Genomic DNA, 12,884 nt, shown 5'->3' on the forward strand with positions numbered 1-12,884 from the left:
TTAAATTGACAGCTTGTTGATACGTTTACCGCCATATAGCAGGTTCACGATAGCACGTGTACCAATAATAGCTGTAAACATAGAGGTGGCGACACCGATAGCTGTCGTAATTGCAAAGCCTTTGATTGACCCTGTACCCACTGCATACAGAATAATTGCAGTGATAAGTGTAGTCAGGTTTGCGTCGATAATACTTGAGAAAGCGCCTTTATAGCCTTCATGAATAGATTGCTGGACTGAACGCCCATTGCGCAACTCTTCTTTAATACGTTCGTTAATCAAAACGTTAGCATCGACGGCGACAGCAAGGGTCAGTACGATACCGGCAATACCTGGCATAGTCAGTGTGGCGCCTGGTAACAAGGACATCACCCCAACAATCATGATCAAGTTTGCAAACAGCGCCGTACTCGCAATCAAACCAAACTTACGATAGTAAATAATCATAAATAAGATTGAGGCGAACAAACCAGCTAAACAAGCTTTTAGACCTTGTTCAATGTTTTGTAAACCAAGAGTCGGCCCAATAGTACGCTCTTCAACGATTTGGATTGGCGCAATTAATGCACCAGCACGTAGCAATAGCGACAATTGACGAGCTTCGTTTGGATCAGTGATCCCCGTGATACGGAATTGGCTTCCGAAACGCGCAGAAATATTCGCCGCGTTAATCACTTTCTCATCTTTCATCAAAATTACACGGCCTTCGGCATCTTTTTTCCCGCTGTCTTTATATTCAACAAACAGCGTTGCCATTTGTTTACCCTGATTGTCACGGGTAAAATCAGACATGACAGAGCCACCCGCGCTATCAAGGCCAATACTTACTTGTGGCGCACCATTTTCATCACTACCTGAAGTTGAGTCAGTGATGTGGTCACCAGTCAGGACGACTCGCTTATACAGAACGTAAGGGAAGCCATTACGATCATACTTAACCTCAGAATCGCCTGGCACACGGCCATTTTCTGCCGCTGCTGGGTCAACACTTTGGTTAACTAAACGGAACTCTAAGGTTGCCGTTGCCCCTAAAATTTCTTTGGCACGCGCGGTATCTTGGATACCAGGTAACTCAACAACAATACGCTCCGCACCTTGGCGCTGAACAAGAGGTTCTGCAACACCCAATTGGTTTACACGGTTACGAATAATGGTAATGTTTTGAGATACGGCATAGTTACGAGCCTCACGTAGACGCTCATCCGTCATAACCGCAGTCATGGTATTATTGTTACCATTAGAAAATACAAGATCTTGGAACTTACGAAGGAGTATTTTCTCTGCTTGGCTACGATCATCAGCATTACGGAAACGGATCTCAACGCTGTAATTGTCGCCTTTACGGATAGAAGAGTACGGAACTTTTGCTTGGCGCAAATCGTTACGTATACCGTCCATGTTTTGTTCCTGCAATTTACTTAATGCAGTGTCCATATCGACTTCCATGAGGAAGTGAACCCCACCACGCAGGTCTAGACCGAGTTTCATCGGCTCACCACCAACAGCTTCTAGCCATTTAGGTGTTGCAGGTGCAAGGTTTAATGCAACAACATATTGGTCACCTAGAGCGCTAACCAGTGCTTCACGAGCGCGCAATTGAATATCCGGGTTGTTGAATCGGGCAAGTACAGCCCCATTTTCCAAGGCAATAGATTTGCTCTGGATATTGTCTTTTTCTAACGTTTTTTGGACTTGGATCAGCGTTTGCTCATTGGCGGCGGTTCCCCGCACGCCAGTGATTTGAACAGCCGGATCCTCACCATATAGGTTTGGAAGCGCATAAAGCAGACCGATGAGGATCGCAGCGATCAGCATCAGATACTTCCACAAAGGATAACGGTTTAGCACGGCAGTTCCCTTCGGGAAAAATCAGAAATTAAATACCTTTCATTGTGCCTTTAGGTAAAACAGCAGCAACGAAATCACGTTTGATAGTTACTTCGGTGTTCTCACTCAGTTCAAGAACAACATAACCATTATCAGAAACTTTGGTTACACGACCAATCAAACCACCTGTTGTTAAAACTTCATCGCCCTTAGTGATTGACTCCATCAGTTTACGATGCTCTTTAGCACGTTTTTGCTGTGGACGTAAAATCATAAAATAGAAGATCAAAGCAAACACGGCGAGCATAATAATCATCGTATACGGGTTGCCCTGTGCTGGCGCGCCTGCAGATGCCGCTGCTTCAGAAATAAAAAAACTCATTCAACTTTCCTCATTGTTATTGAACGCTATTTAAAACATAAGTACAGCAAAGCTTAATATGCTACACAGATTAAGCTCATTTCGCACTTAAATTCATTCCATATTTAATGAAGGTTGGCTTTTGCCAATCTTCTGATAGAAATCTTTCGCAAACTCTTCAAAGTTACCATCTTCAATCGCTTGACGAATACCAGCCATTAGACGCTGATAATAACGCAAATTATGAATGGTATTTAGCCTTGCGCCAAGAATTTCATTACAACGATCGAGATGGTGTAAATACGCACGACTATAATGACGGCAAGTATAGCAATCACACTCAGGATCGAGTGTTGAAGTATCCGATTTATACTTCGCATTGCGAATTTTTACCACGCCATTCGTGACAAATAAATGACCATTGCGCGCATTTCGTGTTGGCATCACACAATCAAACATATCGATGCCACGGCGAACACCTTCAACTAAATCTTCCGGTTTACCAACCCCCATTAAATAGCGAGGTTTATCCGCCGGAATTTGTGGGCATACATGTTCTAAGATACGATGCATATCTTCTTTTGGCTCACCTACCGCGAGGCCGCCTACAGCGTACCCATCAAAGCCGATCTCTACCAGCCCCTTAACTGAAATATCACGTAAATCTTCGTAAACACTACCTTGAATGATGCCAAATAGTGCGTTTTTGTTGTTTAATTCATCAAAGCGTTGACGGCTACGTGCAGCCCAACGTAAGGACATCTCCATGGATGTCTTCGCGTAATCCCAATCGGCAGGATATGGCGTACACTCATCAAAAATCATCACGATATCTGAGCCGAGATCGTATTGAATTTCCATTGACTTTTCAGGGCTTAAGAAGATTTTTTCACCGTTAATAGGGTTACGGAAATGCACACCTTCTTCTTTAATTTTACGCATAGCACCAAGGCTAAAGACTTGGAAACCGCCTGAGTCAGTCAAGATAGGACCTTGCCATTGCATAAAATCGTGTAAGTCACCATGCAATTTCATGATCTCTTGCCCTGGGCGCAACCATAAATGGAAGGTGTTACCAAGCAGAATTTGTGCACCTGTTTCTTTGACCTCTTCTGGGGTCATCCCTTTGACTGTTCCATAAGTACCAACAGGCATAAAAGCGGGGGTTTCCACCACGCCACGCTCAAAAATCAAGCGCCCACGACGCGCATTGCCATCCGTGGTTTGTAATTCATATTTCACGTTTATTTCTCCTAGCAGCAGAAAAACAGTCTGTTGCTGATATTAACTTTCACAGGCGAGCAGCTTATCCACCGCCTATCTAACTCACGCTACTGCCCAATCTGCTCAAAACGAGCATCAGGATTACGCGTGATATACATAGCATCACCATAACTAAAGAAACGATATTTTTGTGCTACTGCTTCTTTATAGGCCTGCATAGTATTTTGATATCCAGCAAATGCAGAAACTAACATAATCAGTGTCGATTCTGGCAAATGGAAGTTGGTGATCAAAGCATCAACCACTTGATACTCAAACCCTGGATAAATAAAGATTTGGGTATCATCAAAAAATGGGGCAATGAGCGCATCTTGGCTCGCTTTTGCCGCACTTTCTAATGAGCGTACAGAAGTGGTTCCGACAGCGACCACACGGTTACCTCTCGCTTTACATGCCAATACGGCATCCACAACCTCTTGTGGCACCTCTGCATATTCAGAATGCATGACATGATCTTCGATAGTGTCAACACGCACGGGTTGAAAGGTTCCCGCGCCGACGTGTAAGGTGACGAACGCCATTTCAACGCCTTTTTCACGTAGTGCATCCAATAAAGGCTCATCAAAATGCAAGCCAGCGGTAGGAGCTGCAACCGCGCCAGGACGTTGGCTATAAACGGTTTGGTACAGTTCTTTATCCGATTCTTCATCAGGGCGGTCGATATAAGGTGGTAATGGCATATGCCCGATTTCATTGAGGATACTCAATACATCGCGCTGATCATCAAACTGCACTTCAAATAAAGCCCCATGGCGCGCAACCATAGTCGCATTAACGCTTTCATCTTCACCTAAAATCAGCTCTGCCCCCTCTTTCGGGGCTTTAGATGCCCGAATATGAGCAAGTACGCGATGCTCATCCAGCATTCGTTCGACCAGCATTTCGATTTTGCCACCGCTCGCCTTACGACCAAATAGCCTTGCTGGAATGACACGCGTGTTGTTAAACACCAGCAGATCACCGGGTGACAGTTTCTCAAGGATATCCGTAAAAATACCATGCGTGAGCTGCCCCGTTGGGCCATCAAGGCTTAGCAGTCTACATGCGCTTCGCTGCGCTTGAGGATAATGGGCAATTAATTCTTCAGGTAACTCAAAAGTAAAATCGGAAACACGCATTGTCTTAACTTCAATCTAAAAAAACAGGCGACTAGTCTAGTGCTGAGCACTCAAAGGCGCAAGAAATAAGCGTATTTTTGCCGAAAAAACCTTCAATATTTAACAAATATTTCTCAAGTCACGAAAATTTTCTTCCTTATGTCATCGCTGCATCTCTGTTTTCTATTCGATTTCGTGCTAAACGGATATCTCTAGGCAATTTCAGATCCGTGTTAAAACAACAGACCATAGACATCTAAAGATGCGTGCACAGTAAACGGGCTATAATTTACCAAGCATCGAGTATATGATATCAACATGAACTTTCTTGCTCACTTGCATCTTGCCTATAAAGCGAATAGCTCCCTATTGGGCAATATCATGGCCGACTTCGTTCGTGGCAACCCAGAAGGCCATTATGCGCCCGATGTTGTCGCGGGGATCACTATGCATCGAGCTGTTGATAAGGCGACAGACTCTCACCCTTTAGTCAAAGAAGCGCGCGCACTGTTCAGGCCGGATTACCGTCGGGTCGCGCCGATCACACTTGACCTTGTATGGGATCATTTCCTCTCATTGCATTGGTCTAAAATCGAACAAACTATCGGATTGGCCGATTTTATCTATTATGCACGTCGCCAAATTGAACCTAATCTGCGTCATACGCCTGAAAAGTTTCAGGAGTTAAATGAGTTTCTCTGGCCCCAAAATTGGTTAATTCGCTATGCAGATAAAACATATATAGGGCAATCGTTGAATGGAATGGCACGTCGGCGGCCTAAACTACATGCGCTTAGCGGCTCTTTTGATGACTTTTTATTGCAATATAAGCCACTTGAACAGATTTTTTTCCAGTTTTATCCGCAAATGATACAACAGGCTGAACAAGGAATATTTGTCGGTCACCTCACAACACTGAAGCCTTGATCAATTATCACTTGTACTTTACCGTAATAAAACTATTGTATTGATATCAATTTGTTAAATAAGTATAATTGATAGATAAAAACTATCACAGAAATTGGTATTTATACCTTTATTCTTTGTAGGGAATTTCATATTCTCTCTTGATATATTGCCTAAATAATTTGAACGGTTTGTTGGCAACCAGCGAAAGGCTTCCTAGCAGCAAAATAGCGCTATCACTAGGCACCTAACGCGGTCCAATAAGTGGTTTAAACTATTATGGATATAAAACCTTTAATTCAAACTCATAGGAGTAAATTATGGTTCTGGTAACACGTCAAGCCCCTGACTTTACTGCTGCAGCTGTTCTAGGTAACGGTGAAATTGTTGACAACTTTAACCTGAAAAATCACCTAAACGGCCGTCCAGCGGTGATCTTCTTCTGGCCAATGGACTTCACTTTTGTTTGTCCTTCAGAACTTATCGCGTTCGACCACCGTTATGAAGAATTCAAAAAACGTGGTGTGGAAGTAATCGGTGTTTCTTTTGACTCTGAATTCGTTCACAACGCATGGCGTAAAACTCCTGTTGATAACGGCGGTATTGGTGAAGTGAAATACCCAATGGTTGCTGACGTCAAACGTGAAATCATGAAAGCATACGGCATTGAGCACCCAGAAGCTGGCGTTGCTCTGCGTGGCTCTTTCTTGGTCGACAAAAATGGCGTTGTGCGTCACCAAGTCGTTAACGACCTACCACTCGGCCGTAACATCGATGAAATGCTGCGTATGGTTGATGCGCTGCAATTCCACGAAGAGCACGGTGATGTTTGCCCAGCGCAATGGGAAAAAGGTAAAGAAGGCATGAACGCATCACCTAAAGGTGTTGCTGACTACCTGACTAAAAACGCAACTGGCCTATAATTCATAGCGTTTACTGTTTTTATGGATCGGCATAAACTTCGGTTTATGCCGATTTTTTATTTTTGACAATCCCATTTGCCCGCTTTTACTTTATTCTCTGCTTTTTATTCGTCTTTTTTCAAATAATTATTGCTAGAAAGTTCTTAATTGATGCTAAAGAACAATATATCTGAGGATATATAGCGCACCATACTTTTACAGGACTGCTATTTATAATATGGTTACATTTATCCATAAATAGTTACATTTTTAACTCAATATAGCGTCAATCGTAAAGTAGGAAAAAAACGATGAAATTTAAACTGTTAGCATCGGTTGTTATAGCTGGTACTTTGCTTGCAGGCTGTGATAACAACCAAACAGCCTCTGAAAGTAATTTCAAAAAATCCATTCAAGATTATCTCGATACTAAATCGGCTATTTGTATCAATACTGGCCCATTCCCTGCTGAGCTTTTAGCACAAGCAAATACTCGAAAAATAGAACAATTAGATAGTTTGGTTGATGCTGGATTATTAAACAAATCAGAAAAAAAAGTCGTTATCAAAGATATGTGGGGAACAGAACAAACAGGTGAAGGTGTTGAATTTACCTTAACGAGTGAAGGTCAAAAATTCTTTGATGAGGCAAAAGCCGAATTTTCTGGGCGTGGCAGCTTCTGTACAGGTAAGTTAGTGGTCACTGAAGTCACGAATTTCACAGAGCCTGCTGAGCGCGGTGGTCAAAAAATCTCTATCGCTAACTTTAAACAAAAAATTGAAGATGTGGCACCTTGGGCCAAAAATGAAAAAGTCATTGCCGCCTACCCACAAATCAAATCAACCCAAGAGCGTGCTGAAAAATCACAACAAAGCCCATTGGTACTGACCAATAACGGCTGGATCCATATTGCATTGTTCAACCAAAAATAAATTGGTCTCCCTAAGCAGAGCCACGATCAGGCTCTGCTTAACCCATTGTTTTATATTTTTAAGTTAATTTTTTCACTACATTGTTAACATTTCTCGATTGTATCTTTCAGTCTCTCCAGCTATTTTATGCTATACATAAAGAACACAATTAATTAACAAATGAATCACATTAGTTAATTGTGTTACTCAATTTCATAAAAAGCCCATTCCATTTTATTCATCGGGAGATACGAATGATAAAAACATCATGGCGCCCCTCTGTCCTATTACTTTCACTGCTTATCTCACCTCAACTCTTTGCCGCCTCAGAACCTGCTGTCGAGGCCAAAAAAGGAATGGTTGTGTCTTCTCAACACCTAGCCTCTCAAATTGGTGCCGACATCCTTAATGCAGGCGGTAATGCAGTTGATGCGGCTGTTGCTGTGGGATATGCCCAAGCCGTGGTTAATCCATGCTGTGGTAATATTGGTGGCGGCGGATTTATGACCATTCACCTTGCTAATGGCAAAGATCTTTTTATCAACTTTAGAGAAACCGCCCCAGAAGCCGCTAGCGCTAATATGTACTTAGATAAGAATGGTAATTTAATAAAAGATGCCAGCCTCTATGGTTACCTCGCATCGGGGGTTCCGGGAACGGTAAAAGGGCTTGATTATGCGCTCGAAAAATATGGCACAATGAGCCGCCAGCAAGTCATGGAGCCGGCAATTAAATTAGCCAGAGAAGGTTTTGTTTTAACGCGGGCAGATACCGATGTCCTAGATACCACTGTCGATCGCTTTAAGCAAGACCCAGAAGTCGCACGCATTTTTTTAAAACCTAATGGTAGTGCCTTTCAACCCGGCGATCTGTTAGTACAAACCGACTTAGCCAATACCCTTGAAAAAATTGCGAAAGAAGGCCCTAAAGCTTTCTATGAAGGCGAAATACCGAAGATCGTAGAAGAAGCGTCTAAAAAGAATGGGGGGATCTTAACCGCAAAAGATTTTGCTAATTATACGATCACCGACACCACACCAATTAGCTGTACCTATCGAGGCTATAAATTTATTTCAGCACCGCCGCCTAGCTCGGGAGGGGTAACCATCTGCCAAACACTCAATATCTTAGAAGGCTATAACCTTAAAGAGATGGGGTTCAATTCGGCAGAATATATTCATACTCTCACAGAGGCAATGCGCCATGCCTACATGGATAGAAACACTTTCCTAGGCGATCCGGCATTTGTCGATAACCCAACCGACAAGTTATTGAGTAAAGCCTACGCAGAAGAGCTACGTAAAGAGATCAAACCTAACCAAGCAACGCCATCAACACAAGTCCAACCCGGTGTAGGGCCACATGAAAAACCAGAAACCACTCATTACTCTGTTGTCGATGACAAAGGTAATGCGGTTTCAACGACTTATACCATCAATGGCCGTTTCGGCTCCGTGGTGATCCCGCCTGGTACAGGGTTCTTTTTAAATGATGAGATGGATGATTTCACCACCAAAGTTGGTGAGAAAAATATGTATGGTTTAGTTCAAGGTGAAAGAAACGCGATTGCTCCTGGTAAGCGCCCACTATCATCGATGAGCCCAACCATAGTGACCAAAGATGGTAAAGTGTTCTTAGTGCTCGGCTCCCCAGGCGGGTCACGGATTATTTCAATCACATTGCAAACCGCCCTAAATATCATTGACCATGGAATGCCTCCTCAAGAAGCCGTGAACGCACCGCGTATCCACCATCAATGGTTACCCGATGAAGTTTACTATGAGGAGCGTGGTGTCTCTAAAGATACCTTAGCGTTGCTCGATAAGATGGGTTACAAAATGGTAGAACAAACACCATGGGGCGCAGCAGAGTTAATTATGGTGCCCGTACCGGATGCTAAAGGAGATAAAACAGACTCATCAGGCAATGATGCCGCAGTTTCAGGCAAAGTTCGCCAAGGCTATATCTACGGTTCAAATGATGTTCGTCGTCCAGCCGGTAAAGCCGTTGGTGTCGATTAAAATCCACACTTAAAACAAATGGCGGGATAACCCGCCATTTAAATGATTAGCTAAGTGGAGAGACCCGCTTAGTGTTATCTACTAAAAAATCAACAAATTGATATTTTTAATGGTTTTCACAGTCTCTTATGGCCGCAGCCAAACACCTTGATGTTGACCCACGACCTGAAATTACCTTGCGTTATTTACGAATAAAATTATCCACAATAAGGCTGATCGCTTCTTCACTACGACCATGTAAAACCGCTTTTGCCGTATAAAGCCCCATACCGACAACACTATTAAGCTCTACATTCGGTGGCATAACCAATTCATTCGGTGAAGTATGCACGTTTAATACCGCTGGGCCATTATAATTTAGGAAGCGGATAACAGCGTCCTCCAATGCTTCTGGGGATTCAACTGATTCACCAAACATCCCTAACGCACTCGCCAACTTACCAAAATCAGGGTTTTCTAAATCGGTATAGTTATTCAATAACCCTTCAACTTTTTGTTCTAATTCAACAAAGTTAAGCGATTTATTGTTGATGATAACGATTTTTGCCGCCAATTTTTCTTGCGTCATAGTGAGTAGATCGCCTAATAGCATCGCTAACCCACCATCACCTGACATAGAGATCACTTGGCGATTAGGAAACGCTTTTTTCAATCCTAATGCTTGAGGCATTGCGTTAGCCATGGTGCCATGTTTTAAGCTCGTTAATGTTCTTCGCTGCCCATTGGTATTGATATAGCGCAGCATCCAAACCATTGCAGAACCCCCATCTGCCGTAAAAATAGCGTCGCTATCTGCATGCTTATCGAGTAGCTGAGCAAGGTATTGAGGGTGGATGACATGAGCTTTCGCCCCTTTTTCTAGCCAGCTAATTTTTTCGAGTGTCTTTTTGTGCAAATCGACAGATTTACGTAAAAACTCATCATCGGTTTTATTGTCAATTAAAGGCAATAATTGCAATAATGTTTCATTGACATCACCATTGAGCCCTAAATTGACAGGGTGGCGTTTACCGATATTTTCTAAATTAATATCAACTTGTACGATGGTTGCTTTTTCAGGGAAAAATTGAGGCCATGCGAAATCAGTACCTAACAGCAGCAAAGTATCGCAGTTTTTTAACATGATAAAACCGGACTCAATACCGATCATTCCCGTCATTCCCACATTATATGGGTTATCATATTCAATAAAATCTTTGGCTCGTGAGGTATGTGCAATTGGCGCTTTTAATTTTTCTGCCAATTGAAGAAGTGCTCCTCTGGCATCTTTACTACCAATCCCCGCATAAATACCTATTTTCTTACCTTTATTTAATACATCTGCCAGCGCTTTAATATCTTCTTGAGCAGGGATAATTCGCGGTTGATGATAATTGACGGCTATTTTATTTGGATAATCTATTTCAGACTTACTTATATTTACTGGAAGAATAATAACAGCGACACCTTTTTGACTTAAAGCTGCACTAATGGCATTTTTTGTCACTTCAATCGCTTTATCAGGGCTAATAATTTCTTCGCAGAATACTGAGCATTCACTATAAACGGATTTAAAATCGACGTATTGAGGGAAAGAACTATCGGTTGTATTAGTATCTAATTGGCTTGCAATCAAAATAACAGGCGCGCCATTGCGATGTGATTCATATAATCCATTAATAAAATGTAAGCTTCCAGGTCCACAGGAGCCTGCACATGCGGTGAGTTGGCCTGAAATAAAGGATTCGGCACCGGCGGCAAATCCCCCAACCTCCTCATGCCTTACATGGATCCACTCCATCTTACTTTCATGTATCGCATCCGTGACATAATTTAAAGTATCACCAACGATGCCATAACAATGCTTCACACCTGAATTTTGGAGAATATCAACAATCACGCTAGCAACATTTTTTTTCATGCAAGGCTCCAATAGCAGATTATTTCTTATAAACAAAAGATCACAGATGACTCTTGTCTACATATTTATATTATTAATATCACAATAAGTAATAACTGCAATTAAAAGCACTATTTTTATTTTAAACCTTTCTTTTTATGATATTTTTCCGTCAGAATAAGAAGTAAAAAAGGAGCTAATAAGCTCCTTTTTCTATTATTGAATATTGATATTTTTAGGCTTGTTTATGTTCGGCTGCGGGTGTGATCACTCGGTCACAAATTGCCGCTACAATTAACACCACAAATGATGGTAATAACCATGCCAAATCTTGTTGATATAACGGGATTCCAGTCATCCAATCAGGAATATACGTTTTCAGATGATCTGACGCTTTCGCTGCACCAATTAACCCCACAATAAAACTGGTCAACATGGTTGGGGCAATCACCACACTTGGGTTACGCCACCACTTTAAAGTAAAGCTTAATAAAATAAGCACAATACAAGGTGGGTAAATCGCCACTAATACAGGAACAGAAAACGCAATCAGTTTACTTAATCCAAGATTAGAAACGACCATGGAGAATGCACCAAGTACCAAAACTAGCGTGCGGTAAGAGATTGGCACATAGCGGCTAAAGAACTCCGCGCAAGCACAGGTCAAACCAACAGCCGTCACCATACAGGCAACAAAAATCAATACGGCAAGGAAGAAGCTACCATAGTTACCAAATGTATACTGAACATAGGCATGCAGAATATCAGCACCATCTTGAGGGTTTGGAATAATGGATGCGCTGTTTTCACCTAATTTAAATAGTGAAAGGTAAACCAGTGTCAGTAGCACTCCCGCAATCAGCCCCGCCCACATGGTATAGCGGGTCAGCAGTGAGGAGTTTTCGATACCTCGCGAACGAGCCGCATTAACAATCACGATACCAAAGACCATTGCCCCCAATGTATCCATCGTCAAATAGCCATTGATAAAGCCATTTGAGAAGGCCATATCGCGGTATTCATCTGTTGATAACATAGGTTGACCTGCCGGCCAAAGCACAGCCGCAACACCAAGGATAGCAAGGGCTAACATTTTTACAGGTGCCAGTATGTGACCTACACTATCCAGCAGTTTACCTGGGTATAGAGAAATACCGATGACTAGCACAAAATAGACTGCACTATAAATTAATAATGATATATCTGATTCGCCACCAAGTAGCGGTGCAATCCCCACTTTGTAAGAAACCGTCGCAGTGCGAGGCGTGGCGAATAGCGGGCCAACGGACAGGTAAGCAACAACAGCAAGCAATAGCCCCGCCGTTTTACCAACAGGTGTACTTAGGGCTTCAATACCCCCACCCACTTTGGCTAATGCCACAACGGTTAAAACAGGCAACCCCACACCTGTAACCAAAAAGCCTAGCGCGGCAGTCCACACTTGCTCGCCAGCCTGTAAGCCAACCATTGGTGGAAATATGATATTTCCAGCACCAACGAAGAGCGCAAAGGTCATAAAACCTAAGGCAAGAATATCTCTGGATGTTAAACGATGAGCCATATTTTATGTTAAATCTTTGTAACGGTGTTAGAAAATATAGAGTAACTAATCAGTAACTCTTTGAATTATAAATGGCGGTATAGAATTCTAATTAACAAGTTGATAAACAATACAATGTGTACGATTTATCACATC

The 12,884-nt window shown here is 42.4% G+C and carries 10 protein-coding genes; 4 read left to right on the forward strand and 6 right to left on the reverse strand.

The features are described from left to right. The 4 genes from secD to queA form a co-directional block, all read right to left on the reverse strand. Window positions 1–1,848 carry a protein translocase subunit SecD gene (gene secD / locus PR833_RS06115; protein ID WP_014656779.1) on the reverse strand — a complete coding sequence of 616 codons (1,848 nt, stop codon included), beginning with the start codon at window positions 1,846–1,848 and terminating at the stop codon, window positions 1–3. 28 nt (window positions 1,849–1,876) lie between these two features. Beyond that, window positions 1,877–2,209 (reverse strand): preprotein translocase subunit YajC, encoded by a 333-nt coding sequence (yajC, locus tag PR833_RS06120; RefSeq protein ID WP_004926971.1) that lies wholly within the window; start codon window positions 2,207–2,209, stop codon window positions 1,877–1,879. Between the two features lie 93 nt (window positions 2,210–2,302). Continuing rightward, window positions 2,303–3,430 carry a tRNA guanosine(34) transglycosylase Tgt gene (gene tgt / locus PR833_RS06125; protein WP_004926970.1) on the reverse strand — a complete coding sequence of 376 codons (1,128 nt, stop codon included), beginning with the start codon at window positions 3,428–3,430 and terminating at the stop codon, window positions 2,303–2,305. 89 nt (window positions 3,431–3,519) lie between these two features. After that, window positions 3,520–4,590, reverse strand: coding sequence for a tRNA preQ1(34) S-adenosylmethionine ribosyltransferase-isomerase QueA (queA, locus tag PR833_RS06130; RefSeq protein WP_036941828.1), 1,071 nt, complete (start codon window positions 4,588–4,590; stop codon window positions 3,520–3,522). Window positions 4,591–4,887: 297 nt separating this feature from the next. On the opposite strand from queA, the gene PR833_RS06135 reads away from it, so the two are divergent. From PR833_RS06135 to ggt, 4 genes are all read left to right on the forward strand, one after another. Continuing rightward, window positions 4,888–5,496 carry an acyl carrier protein phosphodiesterase gene (locus PR833_RS06135; RefSeq protein WP_014656782.1) on the forward strand — a complete coding sequence of 203 codons (609 nt, stop codon included), beginning with the start codon at window positions 4,888–4,890 and terminating at the stop codon, window positions 5,494–5,496. A 299-nt stretch (window positions 5,497–5,795) separates the two neighbouring features. Beyond that, entirely contained in the window at window positions 5,796–6,398 is a 603-nt protein-coding gene (locus tag PR833_RS06140) for a peroxiredoxin C (protein WP_004926964.1), read from the forward strand. A gap of 290 nt (window positions 6,399–6,688) precedes the next feature. After that, complete coding sequence (locus PR833_RS06145; RefSeq protein ID WP_004926962.1) at window positions 6,689–7,309, forward strand: hypothetical protein; 621 nt, start codon at window positions 6,689–6,691, stop codon at window positions 7,307–7,309. Between the two features lie 233 nt (window positions 7,310–7,542). Further along, complete coding sequence (gene ggt / locus PR833_RS06150) at window positions 7,543–9,309, forward strand: gamma-glutamyltransferase (protein WP_004926960.1); 1,767 nt, start codon at window positions 7,543–7,545, stop codon at window positions 9,307–9,309. A 181-nt stretch (window positions 9,310–9,490) separates the two neighbouring features. Here the strand turns inward: ggt and PR833_RS06155 are convergent, their stop codons facing one another. Together PR833_RS06155 and brnQ are read right to left on the reverse strand one after the other, a co-directional pair. Beyond that, window positions 9,491–11,209, reverse strand: a complete 1,719-nt coding sequence (locus PR833_RS06155; protein ID WP_272525969.1) for a thiamine pyrophosphate-dependent enzyme — start codon at window positions 11,207–11,209, stop codon at window positions 9,491–9,493. A 214-nt stretch (window positions 11,210–11,423) separates the two neighbouring features. Then, window positions 11,424–12,749, reverse strand: a complete 1,326-nt coding sequence (gene brnQ / locus PR833_RS06160) for a branched-chain amino acid transport system II carrier protein (RefSeq protein WP_004926953.1) — start codon at window positions 12,747–12,749, stop codon at window positions 11,424–11,426. Window positions 12,750–12,884 lie beyond the last annotated feature (135 nt).

The organism is Providencia sp. PROV189, assembly GCF_028480065.1.
GTDB lineage: Bacteria > Pseudomonadota > Gammaproteobacteria > Enterobacterales > Enterobacteriaceae > Providencia > Providencia stuartii.

What these genes read in the sequence shown, in the direction of transcription:
- yajC (WP_004926971.1), bottom strand. Translation starts at nt 2,209, where the DNA reads ATGAGTTTTTTTATTTCTGAAGCAGCGGCATCTGCAGGCGCGCCAGCA.
- queA (WP_036941828.1), bottom strand. Translation starts at nt 4,590, where the DNA reads ATGCGTGTTTCCGATTTTACTTTTGAGTTACCTGAAGAATTAATTGCC.
- PR833_RS06135 (WP_014656782.1), top strand. Translation starts at nt 4,888, where the DNA reads ATGAACTTTCTTGCTCACTTGCATCTTGCCTATAAAGCGAATAGCTCC.
- PR833_RS06140 (WP_004926964.1), top strand. Translation starts at nt 5,796, where the DNA reads ATGGTTCTGGTAACACGTCAAGCCCCTGACTTTACTGCTGCAGCTGTT.
- PR833_RS06145 (WP_004926962.1), top strand. Translation starts at nt 6,689, where the DNA reads ATGAAATTTAAACTGTTAGCATCGGTTGTTATAGCTGGTACTTTGCTT.
- ggt (WP_004926960.1), top strand. Translation starts at nt 7,543, where the DNA reads ATGATAAAAACATCATGGCGCCCCTCTGTCCTATTACTTTCACTGCTT.
- PR833_RS06155 (WP_272525969.1), bottom strand. Translation starts at nt 11,209, where the DNA reads ATGAAAAAAAATGTTGCTAGCGTGATTGTTGATATTCTCCAAAATTCA.
- brnQ (WP_004926953.1), bottom strand. Translation starts at nt 12,749, where the DNA reads ATGGCTCATCGTTTAACATCCAGAGATATTCTTGCCTTAGGTTTTATG.